This is a genomic window from Pseudoalteromonas sp. MelDa3, from assembly GCF_002863625.1.
Lineage (GTDB): Bacteria > Pseudomonadota > Gammaproteobacteria > Enterobacterales > Alteromonadaceae > Pseudoalteromonas > Pseudoalteromonas arctica.
On sequence record NZ_PJBR01000001.1, the window covers coordinates 62909 to 88134 of the forward strand.

The following is a 25226-nucleotide window of genomic DNA, read 5'->3' on the forward strand; positions in this document are numbered from 1 at the left end:
AGCCGCCATTATTGCTGAGTTAGTTCAAGAGCTTGATTAATTAGATGAAACACTACGTTTTGTTCAATTACGCCTTGTGCTAGCTGAGCACCTGGACCTTTTGCATGCAAAGATATGTCTTCACCTGCGTGTGTTTCTGACCCCATTGGTACGGTTGCTTCTTGGTGAAAACCTGGGGTTGTTGTATCTACGCCATTTAGCTCAACACGCCCTGCTACAGCAGCACTTGTGTAACTTGCATCAGCATCGGTCTCACTGCCTAAATTTCTAAAACCTAAGCCATTTGCGTAACCTACCGTGGTGTACGGCATATCGTCGGCGGCTAGGCTTGGTGTTGTTGCACCTACTGCAACTACTTGACCTAAAATTGGATTACCACGCTTAGGGTAGCCTGCAATAGTAAATACATGGCTGTGATCGGCGGTTACTAAAATAAGGGTTTCTTCTGGGTTGGTGTTATCTATCGCTGCTTGCACGGCTTTAGCAAACTCAATGGTGTCGTTAAGCGCGTTGTATGCATTGCCCGCGTGGTGCGCGTGGTCAATTCGACCCGACTCAACCGTTAAGAAAAATCCATTATCGTTTTTACCAAGCACTTCAATTGCTTTAGTGGTCATATCGGTAAGCGAAGGCTCGCCCGCTACATCGTTTGCGCGGTCAGCTTCGTATTGCATGTGGGATTCGTTAAATAAACCAAATACTTTAGTGGCGTCATCCGCTATTGCATCAAAGCCTGTTTGATCCATCACGTACGTAGCATCTGGGTATTGCGTTTGCCACTCAGTCACTAGGTTACGCTCGTCAGTACGGTCGCCTTCTATAGCACTTACTGCATCTGTTGAGTTAGCCGTTTCGTCTTTTGGTAAAAAGTGACGACGACCGCCACCCATTACAAAATCAAGACCGTCTACGTCGGTACCTACAAATCGTGCTTCTAGGTTTTTTTCAAAGTTAACCAGTTGCGATGCAATGTCTTCACAGCCACCCGTTACGGCATCTTCTGGCATATCTGATACGTCTTCCCAGTTACGGTCAGCCGATTTAGCATATGTGGCAGCAGGGGTTGCATGAGTAATACGTGCTGTAGAAATAATACCGGTAGATAGCCCTTTAATTTCAGCTAATTCGGTCGCGGTAATTAGCTCATTACCTGCTACTGTTGAACACACGCCGCGTTCAATATCTTCATCTACACCAATAACGCCCACATCGGTTTTTACACCCGAAATAATAGCCGTCATCGTGCCTGCTGAATCGGGCGTTTGAGCATCTACGTTATACGTTTTAACTTGTGCAGAGTATGGGAACTCTTCAAAGCTTAAATAACCTTCTTCGCCAGATTGGTTATTGCGCTGCCCTTGCAAAATGCGCGCGGCAGTAAGAGTAGATATACCCATACCATCGCCCACAAATAAAATGACGTTTTTAGCTTTAGTGGCTTGTGTAGCCTGCGCTTGTGCTGTTTTTGTTGTTAATTTAGTTTGCGCAGCGCTATACCAGCTGCTGTCTGTTTGGCTTTGCGGTAGTACATCAGCATGGCTCACTGCGCTAAACGCAAACGTTAGCGCGATTGCCGCAGCGACTTTTTTAATTTTCATCCGTAATTCCCATTGTTTAGTGGTTATTTTTTTGAAATGTGTAAACACAAAAAAGATCAACCGCTGCACTATAGAAAACAGATGTGACTGATAAAGGTAATTTTAATGAAAGTAAAATGACTAAACTATTACAAAGATAAGTCACAAAAAAACGCAACGTGTAAAACGTTGCGCTTGTAGGGAAATTATTAAGAGAATTATTTAAATATTAAAAACGTGCTTTAAACGATACTCCAAAGTAGCGCTCAGCATCACGTGGTATTTGGTAACGGAAGTTATCGCCACTGTAGGTAGTTACGTAGCTTTCGTCGGTTAAGTTTTTAGCAATAAGCGACACTCTAAACGCGTCATCTTTAAACGATAAACCCACACTTGCATTTAAAATACCGTAATCTGGTAACAAAGCGGCTGGGTTAAATTCGCCTACGTTGTCTGGTAGGTCTGAGTATTGTTCGTCGGTGTAAATGTAAGAGCCATTTATATGTACGTTAAAGCCATGGTCGGTTTCAATAAAGTAGTCAGCCGTTAGTGAGTATTTTAAATCTGGCGAAAATGGTACATCTAAACCTGAGCGGTCAGTACATGAACCTGCGGCTACCTCTGCCGGACAATTAAACTCGTCAATTTCAGCTTTAATGTAAGCAACACCACCGGTAAGCGTTAGCGACTCTGTTGCAGCCCACATAAAGTCAACTTCAACACCTTGCGTACTTACATCACCCGCATTGGTTAAGCGCGTAATACAAGTGCCGTCTGAACAGTCAAAGTTGTTAGCTTGAAAACCTTCAATTTCGGTTCTGAAAAGCGCCATGTTAAATACAAATTCGCGGCTTGCGTATTTGTAGCCTATTTCATAAGCGTCAGACTCTTCAGGTGCTATTTCGCGGCTATCGGTGTCTGGGTTAAAGTTATAATAAATATTAAAACCAGGGCCTTTGTAACCTTGCGAGTAAGTGCCGTATATCATTTGGCCATCGCCTAAATCGTATTGCATACCTAAACGACCCGATACGTTGGTTTCTTCGGCTTTGCCTTCATCATCTGTATTAAGTGTTGCTGGGCGCACGCCTACACCGGTGCGGCCATACACATCATTACTTACACGGCGATGCGTGTACGACACTTCATCGTCGGTGTAACGAATACCAAATAATACGCGTAAATCTTCAGATAAATCGTAAGTACCATCGGCAAAAGCGGCCCAGTTATTAAATTCTGTGCTCATAAAAGCAGTGGCCGATACAATATCGTTTGCGTTACAGCTAACGCCTAGACCTTGTGTATAACCATCTAGGTCGTTAAGTGCTGCATCAAGTTCAGCGCCCGATAAGTTATTCTGCGCATAAAAAGCCATTGCGCTATCAAGTTGACCACCATTATTTTGACAACTAGCATCACGAGTAAAGTTACGTTGTGAATCCATGTTCCAATAAAATAAGCCAGCAACATAGTTAAATGGCCCAGCTAGGTTTGATGTAACTCTAAATTCTTGCGAAAACTGATCCCATTGCTGTGCACCTAAATCGTGTAATTGAAACCGCGCGTCAAATACCGGCTCGCTGCTGTCGCCAGCAATAGAGGTAAAGTCGCCTTCACGGTACTCTGTGTTATCCCACGAACGCTGCGCTGTAATTGAAGTATATGTATAGTCGCCAATTGTTTTATCAATCTGTACCGAAAACGCGCTATGTTCGTCAATTGTGCGCGACTCGTAATCGTGATCAACGCTGCGTTGGTCTAAATCAATATCGGCTACGCCATCAACAATACCGTTACTGTTTGGTACTGATTTTGAATCTGGATTACGGCCACTTGGTAGTGCTTCTAAGTCGGCACAACAATCATCGTCAGCGTTATAAAATTCAGCAATAAATTTTACGCTTAAGTCATCCTCTGGCTCGTATTTAAATACAGCACGTGCACCTTCACGGTCGTAACCGTTTACTTTTTCGTTGTTGTAAACGTTATCAATGTAACCGTCAAATTTACCTTTAAATACCGTTAGGCTTGCCGCTAGGTCGTCGGTTAAACCGCCGCTTATAACGCCTTTAAAACGGTATTCGTTATCTTGATAAAACGAGGTTTCTACGCTGCCTGTTGTGTCGTACGAGGGATCTTTTGTTGTTATGTTTACCACACCTGCTGAGGCGTTTTTGCCAAATAACGTACCTTGTGGCCCGCGTAATACTTCAATGCGGTCTACGTCGTATAAATCGGCAAATGCTTGACCCGAGCGGCCAAGTACCACGCCATCAACAACAGTTGCCACACTTGGTTCGGCAGCAATACTAAATGAAATAGTACCAATACCGCGCACTGTTAGCGCTGAGTTACGTGTTGTGGTGCCTTTTCTAAAGCTAACCGAAGGAACAAGTGACTGTAAGCCTTCCATGTTATTAGCAAAAGCTGAATTAATTTGATCGCTATTAAGTACCGATACCGCAACAGGTACTTCGTTTAAACTTTGCGTTCTTTTTTGTGAAGTAACGACTATTTTTTCAAATGTATCGTTTTTAGCTGTTTCTGTTTTTTGTTGTTCTTGTTCGGTTTGCTCTTGCTGTGCTTGTACCTGCGCGCTAAGCGCTAAACCGGTTGTCATTGCTAACGTGACTGCCAAGCTTAAGACGGACTTTTTAGCTCTCATGTCATTCTCCATATTGTGCGTGTGCTGTGTGGTACCGCGCTAGCAATTGTGTGAGTTGCTAAAAAGCGGTGTCAGTGTGTGTGATCTTTCCTTAAAGCTCTTATGTCTTATATAAGAGCTTTAAATTTAAACAAACTATCTTACTAATGCAAACATTATGTGAATTAAATGTGATTTAAGTTTGGTGTATAGAATATAGCCGCACGTTATGCGGCGTTTTTAGCACCAATACGCGCTAAGCTATTTTCGTAACGAACCTGCCAACGACGTACACTCCACCAGCTAAGCACTAAAACAGTAGACCAAACAGCAACTAAACTTGGTACAAAGTACACACTGGTTCCACCCACTAATCCGAGCGGCGAAAACAATATATACAAGCTAACAATCAAGCCTACTAATACAATTGCGCAAGGTAATGCGTATTTCCAAGGATTAAGGTCTACCTCAGCTTTGCGTGTAAATTGCCATGGTGTTTTAAGTGGTTTGTAGTAACCAATACCCAGCATTATTGCCAATTCAATTATGAACAAAATGGCGTAAATATGAATAAAGTTAATGTCTACATCCCATACAAATTTAAGCAAGGTGTAGGCAATAATATGGAATATAATCGCGACTTTAGCGCCCAGTGCAGGCACTTTTCGAGTAAACAAACCAACCAATACAATTGTGATGACCGGAATGTTGTAGAAACCTGTAAACACACGAATAATGTGCCATAAACCTTCAGGCGCAAACATCAATAATGGCGCAGTTATAAACGACAATATGGCAATAACAATACTGGTAATTTTGGCTACTTTTATAAGTTGGCTGTCTGTTACTTTATTTTTTTTCATTGGCTTATAAACGTCTAAGCAAAATAAGGTCGCCGCGCTATTGAGCAATGAATTAAATGAGCTAAATACAGCACCTAGCAATACGGCCAAAAAGAAGCCAGATAAATACTGTGGAAGTACTTCTTTTACCAAATGTGGGTAAGCTAAATCGATAGTTGGCAGGCTTTCGTGTTTATAAAGATGGTAAGCAATAACGCCTGGGATCATCATCATAAACGGTACTAGCACTTTAAAGTACCCTGAAAACAACACCCCTTTTTGACCTTCAACTAAGTTTTTAGCGCCCAATGTACGCTGGATCACATACTGATTAGTGCCCCAATAAAACAAATTAGCTAAGATCATCCCTGTAAAAATAGTGCCAAATGGCACGGGATCATCGCTACTACCAATAGCATTGAGCTTTTCTGTGTCGGTGTTTACTAGGGTGCTTAACCCTTCTGAAAAACTACCATCACCCAATGCAATTAAGCCCAGTGTTGGCACTAAAATACCAATAATTAATAACCCAACACCGTTAATGGTATCTGATACCGCAACCGCCTTTAAACCACCAAATACAGCATAAATAGCCCCAACTGAACCCACTGTAATAATGGTCACTATTAGGCTTGCTTGGTAGCTCATATTTAATAAGGTGGGTACATCAAAAAGTCTAAGTACGGCAATTGATCCTGAGTACAAAACAGAAGGGATCGTTATAAAACAATACCCTACCATAAATAAGATCACCGTCATGCGTCTTACGGTATCGTCAAAACGATCCCGTAAAAATTCAGGTAAAGTAGAAAACGCGCCCGCTAAATAACGAGGCAAAAAGATCAACGCCATAATAATGGTTGAGATCCCTGCGGTTACTTCCCACGCCATTGAGCTTAGGTTGTAACCATAAGCTGAGCCATTAAGGCCAATTAGTTGCTCGGCCGATAAGTTAGTGAGGATCATCGACCCTGCTATAAATGTACCTGTTAACCCACGACCCGCTAAAAAATAGCCATCTTGGGTGTTAACTTCCCCTTTGGTTTTTTGGTACGAGATATATCCCACCAGCGCCATAAACGCCAAGCACGATAGCAGTGTCATGGTAATGTTCATACCTTCCATCTTGCGCCCCTTTTAGCTTACTTTACTCGGTAAAAAGCAAGCTAATATCTTTATTATTGTGTGTTGTATGTGTGTTGTGTGTGTTTTTTATTAAGCCGAGTTTTATTTAGGCCATGCTGTTAATTGGCTCATGTCTTGTTCTGTGTGTTGAACCTCTGGGCCAAGCATTAGGCTGTCGCCTTCGCGTACAAATACTGCCATTTCTTCAAGTGCGAGTGTGTGCTCGTAGTACTTACCGCCTTCGTAAACTTGTTTATCGGGGAAGCGAATCCAATTGCCTTGCGGTAAATAAAACTTAACTTTACCGTTTGGTACTACACACGGCACAACCAGTAATTTTTCACCGCACATAAATTGCTGATCAAAACTATGTGCCAGTACATCATCAGGAAATGCCAATACCATGGCACGCTGAATCGGCAAGCCTGTTTGCTGCGCTTGCTCTGCACATGTTTGTAAGTACGGAATTAACTGGTAGCGTAATTTAAGTGCTGCAAATACCGCATCACTTGCTTGCTCGGTGTAAGACCACGGTTCGCGAGGACCAATACCGTGTAAGCGCATATGTGCGCTAAATACCGACGCTTGTGCCCAGCGCACGTAAAGTTCTGCGTCGCGGGTGTCTTTGTAAAAACCACCAATGTCGGTTGCAAAAAATGGCCCACCCGACATACCCCACGCTAAACTGCCACGAATGCTTGCCGCTAAACCCTGCCAATCGGCTTGCGGGTCGCCGCCCCACTGTGCAGGAAAACGTTGGCTGCCCGTCCATGCTGAACGGCTAAACAAAAATGGCCCAGTTTTACAGTATTTTTCGGCGGCCTCAAAAACGCAGCGGTTGTACAACATGCTGTAAACGTTGTGCAGCCTAATACCGCTATCACCACTGTGAGATATCATATTGTCGTCTTCTAGCTGCTCGCCAAAATCCGCTTTTATCATATCTACGCCAAGCTCAAACAAAGGCTTATGCGATTCGAGCCAATATTCGTAAGCATCAGGGTGCGTAAAATCTAAAATACCCGATTCTGGCAGCGGCGTAAGTACTTCGCCAAATGGGCTTAAATCCCAATCGTATTGATACGCTTTACCTGTGCGTTTGTCTTTTATTAGCCAACCGTTTTCAGCCGCTTTAGCAAATAATGGGTTATTTACCGAGATCATCGGGTATTCCCACACACAAATTTTAAAATCCATGGCTTTTAATTCATCAAGCACAGGTTTTGGGTCGGCGTAGCGTGTTGGGTCCCATTCAAATGCAAAGCGGGTGTCGGTGTCTTGCCATGCACGGCCATCAAGAGTAATTACGTCGCACGGCATATTTTTAGCGCGTACTTCGCGGGCAACACTGAGTAATTCGTCAGCATCTTTGTAATACGCTTTTGATAAAATAACACCAAAGCTCCACTGCGGTGGTACCGGTGCAAAACCTGTTAGCTCGCAGTAACGGTTGATACTTTGGGCAGGTGTTTGTTCTTGATATAAAAATACATCTAGCGCGTCGTCTTCAACTAAACATACATATGCACGTTGCGACCAAAGTGCATAACCTACGCCATGAGTTACCGGTGCGGGTGTATGTACAAATAAATTCCAGCCTTCTGGGCTCCATGCATACGGGGTATTTTTATAAGATTTTTCGGCGTTAACACCTAGCGCATCGTGGTTGTATGAACGAATAAGTTGGCCGCGTTTATCAAGCTTGCCCCATTTTTCGCCAAGACCATACACGGCTTCGTCGTAGTTAAGCTCTAAACTTAATATCCAGCCGTCATCTGTTTTAGCTAGTGGCGGTAAACGGTGCTGGCGTACAAAGTGACCATCAGTTGCTGATTGCTGTACTAGCTCATCGTTTTTATAAAGTTTGAAATGAAAAGGGTCGCTGTAAAATTCTAAGCGGTATTCGCCACCACTTACGCTGTAATCATTATTGTTTTTGCTAAGTGTGAGGGGGTATTCTGATGGGGTTGTGGTTAATATTTTAAATTGCTCGTCATGCGTGGTGCCTGCATTTAAACGCAAACCAAACTGGCTTATCGTTACGCTAATATCACCAAACTGAGTGGGCAAAACCAGCACATTACCTTGCAACTTTGGCTGTGCGGTTAAGCGTGCTGGCTCTATTGCGTTCCAGTCTGGCTCACGTAATTCAAATGCATTCATGGGAGTTCCTTAACCAATTATTAGTCTTGTATAAGACACAAGTTAAATAATTGTAATCCCCATGTCAACGTAAATAAACTCAAGATGAATTATTTACATCGCGATTTTTAAAATATACCCGGCGCCGATGTTGCCACCAGCGATACACCACTTAGGCCAAGCAATACAATTGCTATAATACGTACCCATTTAGCGTCAACGTAGGGCGTTAATTTACGAGCAAAATGCGTAACTAGCAACACTAAAGGAATAGCCGCTGCAATTAAAAACATAATGTCGAGCCCAGGCAAAGTACCAAATAAAGCGATACCTACACGTAATAGTCCACCAATAGTAAATACCGCTAATAACGTGCTGCGAATAGCTTCAATAGACCAACTTTGCTTATAACACTGAAACACAAGCGGCGGCCCTGAGGTTGAAAACAACCCACCAAGTAACCCACTTACTCCACCGGCTATTAAAAATGAACGAGGACGACTTTGTTTATTTGCACGCTCGCGGCCAACCAGCATTAAAGCGCAGCAAAGCAAAATGCTTACACCTAAAGCAAAATTTAAATAGTGTGTTAAATGCGACGACATATACTCAAGTAGCACAAAACCTAACAGCATTAGTGGAATACCGGTATACAACATAAGTTTTAGCTCGGGTACTTTTACCGAACTGCGGTTTTTAACGACCACGGTTGTTGAATTAACTAATCCCAGCAAACTCACTAAAAATGTAGTTGCCGTAAGTGGTAATACATCAAGCAACGTAAAGCTTGCAACCACCAGCAACCCAAAGCCAAACCCGCTAAGAGTTTGCATTACAGTGGCAAGGCTTAGGCACAGCGCCATAAGCAAAATGAGTTCAAAAGATATACTGAGCACTTTTAATTCCCTAAGGGTGAGCTATTGTAGTGTAACGATTTGTTTTTAGGCATAATGTATATTTTGCGCCTATAAAACATTACAGCGGTAGTTCACGTTTAATTGAGCTAGCGCAAATATGCGTAAAAGGTTTCACCTATGATATAACTACAGGTGGATTAAATTTAATGGTAAATAATAATGAGTAATTCTATGTTTGATCACAAATTAAGTGGCCCAAGCTTGGCTTTTCAACCGCTTTACTTACAAGTGGCTGATTATATTAAACAGCTCATTGTTGAAAGACGCTGGGTACCTGGCGAAGCACTACCAAGCGAATTTCGCCTTGCTGAAGAATTTAACGTAAGCCAAGGTACGGTTCGTAAAGCACTTAATTTATTAACCGACAATAAAATAGTGACTCGTCGCCAAGGCGTTGGTACGTTTGTATCAGAGCATACTGCGCAAGATGCCTTATTTAGGTTTTTTCCGTTACAAGCCGACGGTAAAGGCGCTGATTTACCAAAGGCTGAACTGCTATCGGTTGAGCTTTGTGCTGCGCCAATTGAAGTAACAGAAGCGTTACAACTCAATAAAAAAGACAAAGTTACCAAGCTTGTTCGTAGACGTATTCTTGATAACGAATTTTGCATGAGCGAAACTATATACCTACCGCAAAGCTACTTTCCTGATATACATCAAAGTAGTGATATTCCGCATACATTGTACCATTACTATCAAACCAAATTTAACCAAACTGTACACAAAACCCAAGACAGTATTAAAGCTGTACTTGCTACAGCTGATGATGCCAAAATGCTTGCTATTAAAGCTGGCGACCCACTGCTGTTGGTATCACGAATTACCGAATCAATCGAAGGTAAGCTAATTGAATACCGCCAAAGCAAATGCCGTAGCGATCATTACCACTATCAAATTGAACTTGATTAATTAAAAGCGTGTTTAGTGCTAAAAACTCACTTTAGCGCATAATAATTAAATATTTTTTAAAGGCAGCAAACGCTGCCTTTTTGCTGCCTGTAGGTTTTTTAACCCACCCATTTACTACTTTGCTGTTAACACAGTATTGACACTGTTTGATTCGTATAATAACTTATGTCTTATACAAGACCTAAGTCATTATGCATTTTTAACAGGAATTCCCAATGAGTTCATTAAATAATATCCCTCCAGTAGGGTTCGGTTTATGGAAAGTAGCACAAGAAGATTGTGCGCAAACGGTATACCAAGCCATTAAGGCAGGTTATCGCCATCTTGATTGCGCATCAGACTACGGTAACGAAGAACAAGTAGGCGATGGCATAGCCCAAGCAATAAACGATGGTTTATGTACTCGCGAAGAATTATGGGTAACATCAAAACTGTGGAATACCTTTCATGCACCAGAGCATGTTGGCCTCGCGATTGATAAAACACTGAGTGATTTAAAGCTAGATTACCTAGACTTATACCTAATTCATTTTCCGATTGCGCAAACATTTGTGCCAATAGAAACCCGCTATCCACCAGAGTGGTTTGTTGACCCAGACGCGCAAAATCCACAAATGGAGCTGGCAAAAGTGCCGCTATATTTAACGTGGCAAGCAATGGAAGAGCAAGTACATAACAACAAAGCTAAACGCATTGGAGTATGTAATTACTCAAGCGCACTGCTTCACGATTTAATGACCTACGCAAATATCAAACCCGCTATGTTGCAAATTGAGTCGCACCCTTATTTAACGCAAGAGCGATTAGTAAGATTAGCTAAGCAGTACGATATTCCGGTTACTGCGTTTTCACCACTGGGTGCGCTTTCATACCTTGAGCTAGAAATGGCTGATAAAACTGAATCAGTTCTTGAGCAAAGCGTTGTTAAAGCGGCCGCACACAATCATGGCAAAACGCCAGCACAAGTAGTTCTTCGTTGGGGCGTGCAACGCGGCACTGCCATTATTCCAAAAACTTCAAAACTTGAACGCATGAAAGAAAATCTCGCACTGTTTGATTTTGAATTAACAGAGCAAGAAATGGCGCAAATTTCTGCGCTTAACAGTAATCGCCGATTTAACGACCCTGGGCACTTTTGTGAAGCTGCCTTTAACCGTTTTCACCCAATTTACGATTAGGAACATACAATGTCAGCTACCGAAATTAACTACGCCTCAGTGCCAACTCAATTAACATTCGATGATTCGGTTTTTCCGTGCATTGTGGTTAATAACAATAACGCCAGCACCGTTGAAGAAGCGGTAGCTTTCATTCGCGCGAATAAAAGTGAACTGGCTACAAAGCTTCGCAGCTCAGGTGCTGTGCTGTTTCGTGGCTTCCCGGTAAATAGCGCCGAAACCTTTGATACTTTTTCAGCAGGGTTTAATTACGACAATTTTACTTATAAAGAGTCTCTGTCTAACGCGGTACGTATTAATTTTACCGAGCGTGTATTTACAGCCAACGAAGCGCCAAAAGATGTAGAAATATACTTACATCACGAAATGGCGCAAACGCCTATTTCGCCAAGTAAGTTATTCTTCTTTTGTAAATCGGCCGCAGAAGAAGGTGGTGCAACACCTCTTTGCCGATCAGATAAGCTATTTAGCGCATTAAAAGAATACGATAGTAAACTTGCCCATGATTTTGAACACAAAGGCCTAAAATATACCACCTATATGCCAGCCGCTGACGATGCAACATCAGGCCAAGGCCGAAGCTGGAAAAGTACGCTAAGTGTAGAAACCAAAGACGAAGCACATAATAAATTAACCGAACTTGGTTACGAGTGGGAATGGCTTGAAGACGGCTCACTAAAAGCCGTTACACCGGTACTGCCTGCTGTAGTAACTCTTGAAAACAATGTACAGGTTTTTTATAACCAACTGATTGCCGCTTACATGGGCTGGAAAGGTGTACGCGATAACCCATCAATTGCCATTACCTTTGGTGATGGTAGTGCCATTCCTAAAGCAGGACTTGATAAAATTGTTGAGCTTTCTAAAGTATTTACCTTTGATCTTGCATGGCAAGACGGTGACGTTGCTTTAGTTGATAACGAAATGGCTATGCATGGCCGTCGACCTTTTACAGGTGAACGTAAACGCCAAGTGTTAGTAGCACTTACCGCAGCAAAAGCGTAATGCAGCGCTTAAGTGGTAAATTAAGCAGTAAAATATCACCTTTATGGCAAGGCGCCAGCATTGCTGCAATGACTGGCCTTGCCGCTTTATTTTTGAGTGAGCATTACGGCGCGCCAGCCATGCTGTTTGCTTTGTTACTGGGTATGGCAGTCTCATTTTTGTATCAAAGCGATAGCCCTTGCGCCAAAGGTATCGATTTTACCGGCACCACGGTTTTGCGTGTAGGTATAGTACTGCTAGGCACACGCATAGCGCTGGGAGATTTAGTAACACTGGGTTGGCAAACAGCACTTATGTTAGCGGGCGCCATATTTACCACTATTATTTTAGGCGTAGTAATAGCGCGCGCATTTGGCTTACAAAAACGCTTTGGTGCACTAACAGGTGGCTCGGTTGCTATTTGTGGAGCGTCTGCTGCGCTGGCCATCTCGTCTATTATGCCAAACAGCGAACATAAAGAGCGCGACACCTTATTAACCGTTATTGGCGTAACAGCTATGTCGACCCTTGCTATGATCCTCTACCCTATTGTGGTTAATTATCTTGAGTTTGACGCCCATAATGCAGGCGTATTTTTAGGTGGCACAATACATGATGTAGCCCAGGTAGTGGGTGCAGGTTATTCGGTATCACCTGAGACAGGCGATATCGCAACTCTAACTAAACTTGTACGTGTTGCCATGCTACTACCTGTTGTACTTATTATGATGGTCGTTATTAATCGCTCAAACAAAGAAAAACACGGAGAATTACCTAAAGTACCTGGTTTTTTAATTGGCTTTGTAATACTCATGATAATAAATAGCTGCTTTTCACTTCCTACAATAGTACTTGAAACCGCTAACGAACTTTCGCAGTTCTTTTTAATTGCGGCTATTTCAGCTATAGGAATGAAAACTAATTTAGGAAAGCTTACCGAAGTAGGTATGAAACCCATTATTTTAATTGTGGCTGAAACACTTTGGATTGCATTATTAATACTTGGATTTGTAATTTGGAGCTAATGAATCAAGTTATTTAAGGTATATATCAAAAAAATCAGTAGGTAATTAGGTCATGTTTTAACCACTTAAAACTTGCATTTTACCTACTCTAGAACCTCGTGCTAATACAAACATAAAGCATTGATTAAATTGAAATTAACTCAAATTAAGACGCAAAAAAGATCACCTTAATCATGACTAGTTAGTTAAAAAACAAACAAACTAATAAAGCACTTACTCTAAAATAAATTTACAATAGGGCTTGGTATATAGCTCAATTTACTGTTATCCTGCTTGGCATCGGGTTGACAGAAAACCCTATTTATTTGTAAGTACCACGTTGTTTTAGTAATAATCCTTCGCGTTATCCTCAGTTAAATGTATGTTTTCTTCCTGTTAAATTGCCTAATTTAAGGCGCACTTTTATTAATTCTTAGGATACTATTATGTCTAATACTACAACTGGTACAGTTAAATTTTTCAACGAAGCAAAAGGTTTTGGTTTCATCGAGCAAGAATCTGGTCCTGACGTTTTCGCACATTTCAGCGCAATCTCTGGCGACGGTTTCAAAACTCTAGCTGAAGGCCAACGTGTACAGTTTACTGTTACTCAAGGTCAAAAAGGTCCACAAGCTGAAAACATCGTTAGCATCTAATTGCTTTCGTTAAAATGGGTTAGCAATAACCCATTTTGAATACTAGTTTGAAAGAAGTTTTGTTTTATTTGTTAGTACCCCGTTGTTTTAGTAATAATCCTACGCGATATCCTCAAGTTAACTATTTTTTCCGGCTCAATCGCCTCTTTTCAGGCACACTTATATTAATTTTTTAGGATACATATTATGTCTACTACAACTACTGGTTCAGTAAAATGGTTTAACGAAGCAAAAGGTTTTGGTTTTATCGAGCAAGAATCTGGCGCAGACGTGTTCGCACATTTTAGCGCTATCTCTGGCGACGGTTTTAAAACTTTAGCTGAAGGCCAACGTGTACAGTTTACTGTTACTCAAGGTCAAAAAGGCCCACAAGCCGAGAACATTGTTAGCATCTAATTGCTACACAATTTAATGGGTTAGCAATAACCCATTTTGAATACTAGTTTGAAAGAAGTTTTGTTTTATTTGTTAGTACCGAGTTGTTTTAGTAATAATCCTACACGATATCCTCAAGTTAACTATTTTTTCCGGCTCAATCGCCTCTTTTCAGGCACACTTATATTAATTTTTTAGGATACATATTATGTCTAATACAACTACTGGTTCAGTAAAATGGTTTAACGAAGCAAAAGGTTTTGGTTTTATCGAGCAAGAATCTGGCGCAGACGTTTTTGCACATTTCAGCGCAATCTCTGGCGACGGTTTTAAAACTCTAGCTGAAGGCCAACGTGTACAGTTTACTGTTACTCAAGGTCAAAAAGGTCCACAAGCTGAGAACATTGTTAGCATCTAATTGCTAAACAATTTAGTGGGTTAGAGATAACCCATTAATATATTTACCTTTATAATTATTTAGTCGAATATCTTCAAAACCTCCTCTGTAAATATTTTCCAAGCGCAATCTCATTTGTATACACAACTCATTAATTAGTACATTTTTAAACACATTTACTACTATCTCTCTTGAGCGAAAGCTTTGTATTGCCTACAATAGCGCATACTTCATTCAATATAGAATATGACCATGAACGACACTACCGCAAAACCTGCTTTACCAGATCGCCTTTCTATTAATCCACGCAGCCCACATCATGTGGAAGAAGTTTTTGAACACGATATTGGTATCACGTTCAACGGCAAAGAGCGTTTTGATGTTGAAGAATACTGCATCAGCGAAGGTTGGATAAAGTTTGCATCTCCAAAAGGCCTTGATCGTCGCGGACAACCACTTTTACTTACAAGAAAAGGCACTGTTGAAGCCTTTTATAAGTAAGCTAATACTACTTACTAAAAAAGCGACACCATATTGGGTAGTCGCTTTTTTTGTGCCCTTTTAATAGGTTGAGCTTTTTTCATGCCCAACCTGATGAAGTTTCATTATGATTTTTTAAAAAATATGTTTGAATAGCGCCATAATATTTAGACATATAGAAGTCCATAAGTGAAAAAGGTAACGATTTTAGATGGCGGCATGGGACGTGAACTTAAGCGCATTGGCGCTCCGTTCTCACAGCCACTTTGGAGTGCACAGGCACTTATAGAAGCTCCTCAATATGTAGCACAAGCTCACCAAGGTTTTATAGATGCTGGCGCCGAAATAATTACGGTTAATAGCTACGCTTGTGTGCCGTTTCATTTAGGTGAAGAACGCTACGAAAGCCAAGGCGCGTTACTCGCAGAGCAAGCTGCCCTTATTGCTAATAAAGCAGCAAATAATGCAAAGCAAAACGTACTGGTTGCAGGATCACTACCACCTGCATTTGGTTCATACCGTCCCGATTTATTTGAAAGTGAACGTGCTTTTACTATTTTAAATACCTTATACAATGCACAAAATCTCCATGTAGACCTCTGGCTTGGCGAAACAATATCGAGTATTGAAGAAGCACAAGTAATGGCAAGCGTACTTAAAGGCTCAACTAAGCCATGTTATTACGCATTTACCCTAAGTGACGAAGTAACTGAGCAGGCAACGCTGCGTTCAGGTGAGCTGGTAACCGATGCCATAACCGTACTACTTGAGCAGCAAAACATTGCAGGTATTTTCTTTAATTGCTCTATTCCTGAAGTTATTGAGCAAGCACTGCGTGATACTAATAACGTATTAACTAAGCAAAATAAAAAAGTAACGTTAGGCGCATTTGCTAACAGCTTTACTCCTATTTCAAGTGCTCACAAAGCAAATGAAGCAGTGCAAGACTACCGTGATTTATCTCCTGAAGAGTATCTGGAATTTGCAAAACAATGGCATAGCCTTGGCGCTAATATTATTGGTGGTTGCTGCGGAATTAACCCAAGCCATATCGAAGCACTCGTGCAATGGAGAAATTCCATTGAAAAACCTTAACTTTGAGCTGGCTATTCCTGCAATTACATTAGTGATTACCTTATTAGTTATCTCAACTTTATATCCGGAGCAGTCACAATTATTAGCAAGCAACGCCATGCACTTTGTAACAGGCTGGTTTGGTTGGTTAGTAGAACTTGTGAGCTTGGCTTTAGTTGGTTTTTTATTTTGGTTAGCTTTTTCAAAGTACGGATCTATTAGATTAGGTGAAGAAAAAAAAGAGCACTCTAACTTTTCGTACGGCGGTATGATTTTTACCGCAGGTGAAGGTGCTTCTCTTATATATTGGGGAATTGGTGAGCCGATGTATTATTTGCAATCGCCACCACTTTTTGCCGAACCAAATAGCTACGCAGCAGCAGCTTGGTCTGTTACTTATTCTATTTTTCATTGGGGCGTGACTGGCTGGGCCATTTACTGCTTTCCGGCAATTCCGTTTGCGTACGCATTTTATGTACAAAAAAAACGTACTTTAAAGCTCTCTACCCTTTGTGAACCGGTAGTAGGCAGTAATCCAGTTATCGCTAAAGCAATCGATTTACTGGCAATTTTTGGCACCCTTGCAGCTTTCGCAAGCTCGCTGGCGCTTACCGTATCTTTATTAAGTACTGGCATTTCTGCTTTGTTGGAGATTAAAAATAGCTTATTACTCCAAGGCAGTATTATTTTATTGTTTGTTTTAATGCTCGTTGCGGTAATGCTTGTTGGTTTTAAAAAAGGTATTAGCAAAGTGTCTGACTATACGGTGATAGCTGCAATATGCTTTGCCTTATTTGTATTACTTGCAGCTGACTCTCAGTTTATTTTAAATAACTTTACCGACTCAATAGGTGTCATGCTCGATAACTTTTTTAGAATGTCGCTTTGGACCGATCCAGTTCAAAAAAGTGGTTTTTCGCAATCGTGGACTCAATACTATTGGTTTTGGTACTACGCTTATTTAATTATGATGGGCCTTTTTATTACTCGCATTTCACGTGGGCGTACTATTAAAGAAGTTATTTTGTACACTATTTCGATGGGTTCGCTCGGCTGTGCATTTTTTATATCAATTTTTGGTGGTTATGCAGTATGGGCGCAGTTAGTTGGTGGCTTACCTGTTCAACAATGGATGAGCGAAGGCGGCTTAACGTTTGCTGTAGTGTCACTTATTCAAACTCTACCATCGGGTAATATTGGCTTAGTGTTATTTTTGGTTATTCAGTTTTTTTTAATGCTAACGACTATGTCAAGCGCAAGCGTTGCCACTGCTATGTTAACAACTAATAAGCTAGAGCTAAATGGCGACCCCGATCATAAAGTTAAGCTCCTATGGGCTGGTGCAATTGCACTCATTAGTTTTAGCGTATTTTTATGCGGTGGTGGGATAGATACCATTAAGTCACTCTGCGTTGTAGCTGGCCTGCCAATGATGTTTATTTACATGATTTTAGTAAAGCAATTAACGATGCAACTAAAGGGTGTAAATCAAATAGAAGCGCTTGAGCAGTATGAAAGTATAAATTCTGAAACGGTTAAAGTGAATTAGAAACATTTTAAGGCCTCATGTTATGAGGCCTTATTTACTATTACTGAGCATGTTACTACAGCATGAAAGAGGTCGCCTTTTAAAACAAAGAAGCCTTAGTATTTAAAATAAATCAGTATTAATTTAGCCGACGAGAGCCATACCACCAGCAACAACTAAGCGTTAAACCATTTTATCCAATTTGCTACCTGAACACGGGCAATTTTCATCATTTTGTTTAAGGCATTGTTGGTAATTAAACCAATGGGCTACAGCAATAAACGCTGAGCCTATTAAGGTTAGCGCTTTTTCGAGCACTTCATGGCCTAGCAATACGGCAAATATCATAAAAGCTAAGCCTGTTACACCAGACACCATATAACGTGTACGTTTATGTTTTTTACAGCCTAAACTCAATGCCAACAAACTGGTTGGCATTACCGTCGCAAGAATCCATAAATGAAATTGCTCACTATCTATTTGCATTACAGCAAAGCTTGGTAATAACGCTAAAATAACCGGGGTTGCAAAACAATGCACTGTGCACATTACCGATAACCCTATTGCCATACGATCCATAACACTTTGACTCGACTTCATTATTTCCTCTACTAAATCAGTGTCTCCACTCAAAAACGTTACTTTTAAGGAGACATTTTAATAACATCAGTTAATTGCTGTTGATATATTATAACATCACTCGCATAATTGATATAACATAACATAACATCTAACAAGGTAGTCAAATGAAACGTAGATCACAATTAGCTGTTCTCATAGCAGCTTTATTGCCGGCTAGTGTGCTTGCATCCACAATAGAAGGCGTTGTTTTAAACAACAAAGGTAAAGTAGTTACCAATGCAACGGTAGAAGTTGAAGGCTCAGATCTTAAAGTAACCACCGATGAAAACGGTAAATTTGTTATAACAGAACTAAAAAATGGCTTAAAAGAGCTTCACGTTGTAGCCCCTGGTTATGCGCATCTTCATCGCGATATAACAATAACTAATGATGAAAACCAATCGGTTACTTTTAATTTAAAGCGCTCGCCTATTGAAGTTATTGATATTGAAGCGACCCCTATTCATATGTCGGCAATGGAATCTGCATCGCCTGTTAGTGTTTTATCTGGCGAACAACTAAGACGACAACAAGCTGCAACCCTTGGCGACAGCCTTGAAAAACTCCCAGGCGTTAATACAAATTTTCACGGTAAAGTAGCCAGCACACCTATTATTCGTGGTTTAAGCGGCCCTCGCGTACTTATTACTCAAAATGGCCTTGATGTTAGTGATGTTTCGCGCGTTGGCCCCGATCACTCTGTTGCATCGGAGGCGTCTACCGCACAACAAATTGAAGTATTACGCGGCCCTGCAACGCTGTTTTATGGCAGTGGCGCAATTGGTGGTGTGGTTAATGTAGTAGATAACCGCGTACCTACCGACAGCACCACGCGTGGTGAATGGAACCTAGAACATAACTCGGTAGATAACCAAAAAGTGGCCTCGTTTAATGCCACCACAGGCACAGACTCGGTGGCTTTTTACGCCGATGCATTTTGGCGTGAGGCCGATGACTACGGGGTACCTGTAGCTGCCGATATAGATAGCGACGGTGAAGGCCATAGTAGCGATTACAAAGTTGAAAACAGTAATGAAGAGTCTGACGGTTTTACTGTTGGCGCTAGCTATTTAATGGATAACGGCTTCATTGGCTTAGCAGTAGAGCAATTTAATCGTCAATACGGTATTCCTGGTCATACGCACGGCGAGGAAGAAGAGGAAGAACACAACGACGAAGAAGAAAGCGTATTTGCTGATTTAGAGCAAACTAAAGTGCAATTACTGGGCGAGTACAACCTAGATAATAAATGGCTAAACAAAATAAATCTCCGCGCTGGCCATACCGACTACGAACACGCTGAAATTGAGAGCGGCGCTGTTGGCACTACCTTTAAAAACGAAACCAACGAATTACGCATAGACCTACTGCATAACCAATTTAACGAATGGAATGGCGGTATTAGCTTTCATTACAAACAAAGCGATGTTGAAGCACAAGGTGAAGAGGCCTTTACTCCTCCATCAGAAACCGAAAGCTTTGCTGTAGCGTTAATAGAAGAAAGGCACTTTGGTGATTTTTTAGTGCAGGTAGGTGCGCGTATTGAGCGAGTAACAATTGAAGCAGGCGACGTATTACTGCCAAATATTGACGCTCACGCACACGATGAAGCAGAAGAAGCCGACGAGCATGATCATGAAGAAAGCGCAGAAACCACTCGCGTATTTGATGTAGAGCATGAATTTACACCAGTCAGTTTATCGGCAGGGGTAGTATGGGATTTTACATCTAACTATAACTTAGGGCTGTCGATATCGCGCTCTGAACGCGCACCTTCTGCCTCTGAGTTCTTATCGTTTGGGCCGCATATTGGTACTGGCACTTACGAAGTAGGCGCACTATTTGATTTAGATGAAGATGGCCATTTGGGTTTATCTGAACAAGCAATTGATCTGGAAACAGCCAATAATATCGATTTAACCCTACGTAAAACTCAAGGCGATGTTGGCTTTATTTTAAATGCCTTTTACAACCAAGTAGATAACTACTATTACCAAATAGACACCGGTTTATTCGCACAAAGTGGACACGACCATGGCGATGAAGAAGAACTCGCTGACGAACACGACCATTCATCAGAGCTACCCGTTTATTTATTTAAAACAGATGATGTAGTTTTACACGGCTTTGAAGCGCAAGTTGCATGGCAACTAACTAACGAGTTTAAGCTAGATGTATTCTCTGACTACGTTCGTGCACGCCTTAAAGACGGGGGCGATTTACCCCGTACACCACCGCTTCGTTTTGGCAGCGAGCTAAGCTATCAAACAGATAAACTCAGTGCGCATATTCATGTAACTCGCTATCAAAAGCAAGACCGCACAGCCCCACAAGAAACAGCCACAGACGGTTACACCTTAGTTGACGCGAGCATCTCTTACGAACTTTCAGTGTTAAACCAAGATATGTCTGTGTACCTACGAGGCACTAACTTAACAGATACAGAAGCACGCGTGCACAGCTCGTTTGTAAAGGATATAGCGCCACGTCCAGGACGTAGTTTTGCGCTAGGTATTCGCGGTTATTTTTAAGCGTTAAAAAATTATAATTAAAGGAAATAAACATGAAAAAACTATATCAATTAAAGCTTATTACACTCGCTATTAGCGCTATATTTATTTCGGCCTGTGGCGATGCCCAAACCAACATTGTGGAAAAAGATCCTATTGTTGTAGAAGACGAGCACGACCATGATGATGATGATGATCACGACCATGACGACGGCTATACCATAGACTCACTTGGCAGACTTGCCGTTCTGGCAGGTGACAGTAACGAAGCTAGCTTTTTTGATTTAGATAACAACGAATTACTTGATACATTTACACTAAACAATGACTCAAACACGTTATCTGCATCACCAGGCTTTCGTTATGCTGTTATTGCTAATCGTACTCAAGATTACCTAGGGTTTATAGGCGGCGGTATGTGGCGCGAAGATCACGCAGAGCACTTGCATGATTATGAGCAAGGCCCTGCGTTTAGCAGCTACGAGCTAACAAGTGGTAGTCGCCCTACACACTTAATAACTCATGACGGGCAATTAGCAATATTTTACGATGGCGATGCAGAAACCGGTACGCCTGCCTCAGTAGAAGTGCTAACCGATAACGATATTACCAATACAACAACTACATTAACGGGCATTAACTACGGCATTAACATGCATGGTGTAGCTGAGCCTCGGGGCGAGCATTTACTCTCAACCATTCGCCGCGACGATATAAGTAATACATCAAATGCCAAAGTACTTCCCGATCAAGTGGGTGTTTATCATCTTCACGATGGTAATTACGAACTAGAGCAAACGTTAGAAATAACCTGCCCCGATTTACACGGCGCAGCACAAAATCACGATTATGTTGTATTTGGTTGTGGTGATGGTGTATTGATTGCCCATCAGCAAGATGATGTATACAGCGCTCAAAAAGTTGTAAATATAGATGCCGTAGGCGATCAGCGCATTGGTACTTTGTACGGCCATAAAAACAACGACACAATTTTTGGTATTGCCGCAGGGCATGATGGCAGTGGCTCAGTATTACTGAGTATTCATTCTGAAAATGCCGAAATGGAAGAAGTAGAATGGCAACTTGCTGATGGCGCAAGCGCTGTTTCTTATTCTTTTTCAGCCAGTGGTGAGCACTTTTTAATACTCGACAGCCTAGGCTTTTTAAATGTACTTACAGTACATGACCATGACGGTGAAATGCACTGGGAACTCGCAGGCCAAGTAGATATTACTCAAGCAGACGTAACCACAATGCCCGAAGGAATGAGCTTTAGTATGACAGTGGCGCAAAGTGGTCAGTTTGCTTATATTGCCGATCCAATTGCTCAACACATAGTGCAAGTACACCTTGAAGATCTAGAAATTGAAAGTGAGCTAGAGTTAACTTTTCCACCCGCAAGCATTACCTGGTTAGGGATTGCACAAGAAATAGAAGATGAAGATCACGACCATTAATTTAAAACTAACGCTTTAAATTAAAGCCACAAAACAAAAAACCCGTAATTAGGTTTACTAATTACGGGTTTTTACAGCTATTTATTTAGCTCTATTGTTACTTACGGCGCCAGCCACTCCACACATCATCTATATCATCGGCTTTATTTTTTTTCTTTTTCTTGCCTGTGCCTTCTGGTTTTGCCATTGGCTTTTCATTTTTAAGCGCCTCGGCAGCATCAAGATTAGCTTGGTTAACGGCAAAGCCAGCTATTTCCTCACGTTCAAGACGTAGTTTGTTTTTCTTCTCGATTATTTTAAAGTGATGCAAATCTTCATAATCAACCAATGAAAGTGCTAAGCCTACTTCACCAGCACGGCCGCTTCGACCAATACGGTGCATATAATCAGCAGGACTGCGTGGTAGATTAAAGTTTATTACCACTGGCAGCTTTTCAATATCCAAACCACGTGCAGCAATATCGGTTGCGATAAGTACTTCGATTTCGCCCGCTTTAAATTTTTCTATTACGCGAGTACGTTCACTTTGGCCTTTATCGCCATGGAAAACTTGTGCATTAACACCGCGTTTTTCAAGCTTAGCCGCTAAATGCTCACAGTCTTTTTTAGCGTTCACAAAAATCAGCGCTTGGCGCCATTTATGCGTTTTAATTAAATGTGCTAAAACTGTGGTTTTTTCACCTTTGTTTACGGTAAAAACACGCTGTACTAAGGTGCTTTCATCTTTGTTTTGTACTTGTATTTCAACTGGGTCGCTTAAAAGCTCTTGCGTTAATAGCTTAACTTGCTCAGGGAAAGTTGCTGAAAACAACATAGTTTGTTTTTTAGCAGGCATTAACGCTAAAAGATCAGCCAGCTCTTCGGTAAAGCCAAGGCTTAGCATACGGTCGGCTTCATCAAGCACAAGCGTAGTTACATTATCGAGCTTAATCGCATTGCTTGAGATTAAATCAAGTAAGCGACCAGGTGTTGCCACAATAATATCGGCGCCGCCGCGCAGTGCCTGCATTTGTGTATTAACCGACACACCACCAAACACGGCCACCGTTTTAATTGCGCCATTAAAGTTAGCAGAATACGATTTAACGCTATCGGCCACTTGCGTAGCAAGCTCACGCGTCGGTACTAAAATAAGCCCCGTTACAAAATTACCTTTGCTGGCAGTATTTTTAGCGCCCTGCTCAAGGAAAGCTTTTTGCAACATAGGTAATGCAAACGTTGCTGTTTTACCTGAACCGGTATTTGCCCCTGCAATTAGGTCACTACCCGCAAGCACACTAGGTATAGCCTTAGCTTGAATAGGTGTAGGCTGGGTATATTCCAAATCGGTTAATCGAGCTAATAGCTCTGGAATAAGGCCAAGTTCGGAAAAAGTGCTAGGGCTTGTGGCTGAGGTCATATTTATTACGGGCTTATTGCTAAAAAAGTAGCCTGTAATTTTAGCGTATTTAGCGCTTATTAAGTAGAGATTAGTGATTTAAATATCAGCGGCGTGTTGTAAAGGTAACTGTAAGCGCAGGCTACCCCCGCGCATTGTCCTTTTATATTACTGGGTTTTATTTAACTGTGTTTGTAATCTACTTTTAGTCTCTTTTAAGGTATCTAAATAGGGGTATGTGGTATCTACGACATTTAAAGCAGCCTCTATTTTAATAAGTGCCTGTTGTATATTACCTTGTAATTTATAGCCATAACCTAACCCCCATAGTGCATCAACAGATTGTGAGTGATGCTTAACATTATGCTTAAATACTGCCACAGCCCGCTCATATTGCTGCATATTTACTAGGTTGTAACCAAGTTGCCTAACAGCCGCCTCTGGAGGTGTTATTTGCTCCCCCCATTGCTGAGATAACTTTTTATAATAAACATCAATAGATTCTATATCATCGCTTAAAGCACTCATGGGCATTTGTTTGGGTAAAAATAAATGATGGTAAGCATTAAAGGCCCCAGCGGCAGATGTTAAGTTATGCGATACATTTTCAAATGCGTCACTGAAAAAGCGTAAATTTGGCAAGCTATTAGATTGTAAAGCTTGCTGCAGCTCATTATATCGCTCACGCATTAAGCCAGCTTCTTCGCCAATATTTATATAAACATAGTTATTCAGGTCTTTTGATTTATTAATAAACGACTTAGTCGCTTTTACCGGTGCGCCATAGTTCCACCAAACGGCAGGGCTGTAAGCAATATGCGCTTGGAAAAGCTCAGGGTTAGCTTGCATAGTATAAAGTGCAAACACGCCTGCTGCTGAGCCTCCAGCAATCACATTAAAGTTATGCGTACGATAGCTTTTATTAATCAAGGGCATAAGCTCTTGCTCAATAAATGCTAAAAACTTTGCTGCGCCTCCGCCTTCACCTACCGGGCCTTGTGGCTCTTTATTAACTGTGGGGTATAAATCCCTTAAGCGATTAGTGTTTTCAATAGCGACAATAATAACCTCAGGCGCACGATTATTATTTTGCAGTCGATCCATTACAGCACTTATAAGCGGTATGTTACCCGCGCCATCTAAGCGATATATAACAGGATATACCTTGTTTGGCTCAGATTGATAGCTCTTAGGTAACTGAACGACAACTGTGCGTTCTTCGTTTAAAACAGCCGATTTAAATGTATGTGTGTGTTGCGGATAGCCAATGGTTTGCTGTTTTAAATCAGGCTCTGCAAGTGTGCTACTAGAATAAAATATAAATAAACTACATATAAAAACAGCGGTTAATAAACGCATGACTAATCCTTTATAAAATAGTGTGTTATTTAATCTAACAGGCTTTGAGGTACAAAAAAAGGCGCATTG

General features: G+C 41.4%; 20 protein-coding genes. 12 read left to right on the top strand and 8 right to left on the bottom strand.

Annotation, left to right across the window (positions count from 1 at the left end):
- Positions 1 to 8: 8 nt before the first annotated feature.
- From CXF89_RS00395 to CXF89_RS00415, 5 genes are all read right to left on the bottom strand, one after another.
- Positions 9 to 1598 carry an alkaline phosphatase gene (locus CXF89_RS00395; protein ID WP_121953477.1) on the bottom strand — a complete coding sequence of 530 codons (1590 nt, stop codon included), beginning with the start codon at positions 1596 to 1598 and terminating at the stop codon, positions 9 to 11.
- A 208-nt stretch (positions 1599 to 1806) separates the two neighbouring features.
- Positions 1807 to 4242, bottom strand: a complete 2436-nt coding sequence (locus CXF89_RS00400; protein WP_121953478.1) for a TonB-dependent receptor — start codon at positions 4240 to 4242, stop codon at positions 1807 to 1809.
- Positions 4243 to 4448: 206 nt separating this feature from the next.
- Positions 4449 to 6188, bottom strand: a complete 1740-nt coding sequence (locus CXF89_RS00405; RefSeq protein WP_180961364.1) for a solute:sodium symporter family transporter — start codon at positions 6186 to 6188, stop codon at positions 4449 to 4451.
- Between the two features lie 102 nt (positions 6189 to 6290).
- Positions 6291 to 8351, bottom strand: a complete 2061-nt coding sequence (locus CXF89_RS00410) for a glycoside hydrolase family 31 protein (protein ID WP_121953479.1) — start codon at positions 8349 to 8351, stop codon at positions 6291 to 6293.
- Positions 8352 to 8458: 107 nt separating this feature from the next.
- The gene (locus tag CXF89_RS00415) at positions 8459 to 9226 is read right to left on the bottom strand and encodes a sulfite exporter TauE/SafE family protein (protein WP_257983172.1); all 768 of its coding nucleotides are present in this window, start codon (positions 9224 to 9226) and stop codon (positions 8459 to 8461) included.
- A 180-nt stretch (positions 9227 to 9406) separates the two neighbouring features.
- On the opposite strand from CXF89_RS00415, the gene CXF89_RS00420 reads away from it, so the two are divergent.
- The 10 genes from CXF89_RS00420 (at position 9407) to CXF89_RS00465 (ending at position 17853) form a co-directional block, all read left to right on the top strand.
- Positions 9407 to 10156 (top strand): GntR family transcriptional regulator, encoded by a 750-nt coding sequence (locus CXF89_RS00420; RefSeq protein ID WP_024600661.1) that lies wholly within the window; start codon positions 9407 to 9409, stop codon positions 10154 to 10156.
- A gap of 215 nt (positions 10157 to 10371) precedes the next feature.
- Entirely contained in the window at positions 10372 to 11334 is a 963-nt protein-coding gene (locus tag CXF89_RS00425) for an aldo/keto reductase (protein ID WP_076925524.1), read from the top strand.
- Between the two features lie 9 nt (positions 11335 to 11343).
- The gene (locus CXF89_RS00430) at positions 11344 to 12339 is read left to right on the top strand and encodes a TauD/TfdA family dioxygenase (protein ID WP_121953480.1); all 996 of its coding nucleotides are present in this window, start codon (positions 11344 to 11346) and stop codon (positions 12337 to 12339) included.
- Positions 12339 to 13343, top strand: a complete 1005-nt coding sequence (locus tag CXF89_RS00435; protein ID WP_121953481.1) for a YeiH family protein — start codon at positions 12339 to 12341, stop codon at positions 13341 to 13343. The genes CXF89_RS00430 and CXF89_RS00435 overlap by 1 nt, the downstream gene beginning before the upstream one ends.
- Before the next feature lie 425 nt (positions 13344 to 13768).
- Positions 13769 to 13978 carry a cold-shock protein gene (locus tag CXF89_RS00440; RefSeq protein ID WP_006792548.1) on the top strand — a complete coding sequence of 70 codons (210 nt, stop codon included), beginning with the start codon at positions 13769 to 13771 and terminating at the stop codon, positions 13976 to 13978.
- A 186-nt stretch (positions 13979 to 14164) separates the two neighbouring features.
- The gene (locus CXF89_RS00445; RefSeq protein WP_010554515.1) at positions 14165 to 14374 is read left to right on the top strand and encodes a cold-shock protein; all 210 of its coding nucleotides are present in this window, start codon (positions 14165 to 14167) and stop codon (positions 14372 to 14374) included.
- A 187-nt stretch (positions 14375 to 14561) separates the two neighbouring features.
- A complete protein-coding gene (locus CXF89_RS00450; RefSeq protein WP_007580429.1) occupies positions 14562 to 14771 on the top strand; it encodes a cold-shock protein in 210 nt (69 codons plus the stop codon).
- Positions 14772 to 15002: 231 nt separating this feature from the next.
- A complete protein-coding gene (locus CXF89_RS00455; RefSeq protein WP_002963088.1) occupies positions 15003 to 15251 on the top strand; it encodes a DUF3297 family protein in 249 nt (82 codons plus the stop codon).
- A gap of 168 nt (positions 15252 to 15419) precedes the next feature.
- Complete coding sequence (locus CXF89_RS00460) at positions 15420 to 16325, top strand: homocysteine S-methyltransferase family protein (protein WP_121953482.1); 906 nt, start codon at positions 15420 to 15422, stop codon at positions 16323 to 16325.
- The gene (locus CXF89_RS00465; protein ID WP_121953483.1) at positions 16312 to 17853 is read left to right on the top strand and encodes a BCCT family transporter; all 1542 of its coding nucleotides are present in this window, start codon (positions 16312 to 16314) and stop codon (positions 17851 to 17853) included. The genes CXF89_RS00460 and CXF89_RS00465 overlap by 14 nt, the downstream gene beginning before the upstream one ends.
- A gap of 162 nt (positions 17854 to 18015) precedes the next feature.
- On the opposite strand, the gene CXF89_RS00470 is transcribed toward CXF89_RS00465, so the two are convergent.
- Entirely contained in the window at positions 18016 to 18432 is a 417-nt protein-coding gene (locus CXF89_RS00470; protein ID WP_121953484.1) for a MerC domain-containing protein, read from the bottom strand.
- Between the two features lie 146 nt (positions 18433 to 18578).
- Here CXF89_RS00470 and CXF89_RS00475 point away from each other — a divergent pair, with 146 nt between their 5' ends.
- Positions 18579 to 20984, top strand: a complete 2406-nt coding sequence (locus tag CXF89_RS00475) for a TonB-dependent receptor (protein WP_121953485.1) — start codon at positions 18579 to 18581, stop codon at positions 20982 to 20984.
- A gap of 32 nt (positions 20985 to 21016) precedes the next feature.
- Positions 21017 to 22420: a 5-methyltetrahydrofolate--homocysteine methyltransferase gene (locus CXF89_RS00480; protein ID WP_121953486.1), complete on the top strand. Its 1404-nt coding sequence runs from the start codon at positions 21017 to 21019 to the stop codon at positions 22418 to 22420.
- Positions 22421 to 22517: 97 nt separating this feature from the next.
- Here CXF89_RS00480 and CXF89_RS00485 read toward each other — a convergent pair whose 3' ends face one another.
- Both CXF89_RS00485 and CXF89_RS00490 read right to left on the bottom strand, forming a co-directional pair.
- The gene (locus CXF89_RS00485; protein WP_121953487.1) at positions 22518 to 23819 is read right to left on the bottom strand and encodes a DEAD/DEAH box helicase; all 1302 of its coding nucleotides are present in this window, start codon (positions 23817 to 23819) and stop codon (positions 22518 to 22520) included.
- Between the two features lie 147 nt (positions 23820 to 23966).
- Positions 23967 to 25157: an alpha/beta hydrolase-fold protein gene (locus CXF89_RS00490; RefSeq protein ID WP_121953488.1), complete on the bottom strand. Its 1191-nt coding sequence runs from the start codon at positions 25155 to 25157 to the stop codon at positions 23967 to 23969.
- Between the last annotated feature and the right edge of the window lie 69 nt (positions 25158 to 25226).

Excerpts from the sequence above, each read along its gene's own strand:
- CXF89_RS00395 (WP_121953477.1), bottom strand. The coding sequence starts at position 1,598 with ATGAAAATTAAAAAAGTCGCTGCGGCAATCGCGCTAACGTTTGCGTTT.
- CXF89_RS00400 (WP_121953478.1), bottom strand. The coding sequence starts at position 4,242 with ATGAGAGCTAAAAAGTCCGTCTTAAGCTTGGCAGTCACGTTAGCAATG.
- CXF89_RS00405 (WP_180961364.1), bottom strand. The coding sequence starts at position 6,188 with ATGGAAGGTATGAACATTACCATGACACTGCTATCGTGCTTGGCGTTT.
- CXF89_RS00410 (WP_121953479.1), bottom strand. The coding sequence starts at position 8,351 with ATGAATGCATTTGAATTACGTGAGCCAGACTGGAACGCAATAGAGCCA.
- CXF89_RS00420 (WP_024600661.1), top strand. The coding sequence starts at position 9,407 with ATGAGTAATTCTATGTTTGATCACAAATTAAGTGGCCCAAGCTTGGCT.
- CXF89_RS00425 (WP_076925524.1), top strand. The coding sequence starts at position 10,372 with ATGAGTTCATTAAATAATATCCCTCCAGTAGGGTTCGGTTTATGGAAA.
- CXF89_RS00430 (WP_121953480.1), top strand. The coding sequence starts at position 11,344 with ATGTCAGCTACCGAAATTAACTACGCCTCAGTGCCAACTCAATTAACA.
- CXF89_RS00435 (WP_121953481.1), top strand. The coding sequence starts at position 12,339 with ATGCAGCGCTTAAGTGGTAAATTAAGCAGTAAAATATCACCTTTATGG.
- CXF89_RS00440 (WP_006792548.1), top strand. The coding sequence starts at position 13,769 with ATGTCTAATACTACAACTGGTACAGTTAAATTTTTCAACGAAGCAAAA.
- CXF89_RS00445 (WP_010554515.1), top strand. The coding sequence starts at position 14,165 with ATGTCTACTACAACTACTGGTTCAGTAAAATGGTTTAACGAAGCAAAA.
- CXF89_RS00450 (WP_007580429.1), top strand. The coding sequence starts at position 14,562 with ATGTCTAATACAACTACTGGTTCAGTAAAATGGTTTAACGAAGCAAAA.
- CXF89_RS00455 (WP_002963088.1), top strand. The coding sequence starts at position 15,003 with ATGAACGACACTACCGCAAAACCTGCTTTACCAGATCGCCTTTCTATT.
- CXF89_RS00470 (WP_121953484.1), bottom strand. The coding sequence starts at position 18,432 with ATGAAGTCGAGTCAAAGTGTTATGGATCGTATGGCAATAGGGTTATCG.
- CXF89_RS00475 (WP_121953485.1), top strand. The coding sequence starts at position 18,579 with ATGAAACGTAGATCACAATTAGCTGTTCTCATAGCAGCTTTATTGCCG.
- CXF89_RS00480 (WP_121953486.1), top strand. The coding sequence starts at position 21,017 with ATGAAAAAACTATATCAATTAAAGCTTATTACACTCGCTATTAGCGCT.
- CXF89_RS00485 (WP_121953487.1), bottom strand. The coding sequence starts at position 23,819 with ATGACCTCAGCCACAAGCCCTAGCACTTTTTCCGAACTTGGCCTTATT.
- CXF89_RS00490 (WP_121953488.1), bottom strand. The coding sequence starts at position 25,157 with ATGCGTTTATTAACCGCTGTTTTTATATGTAGTTTATTTATATTTTAT.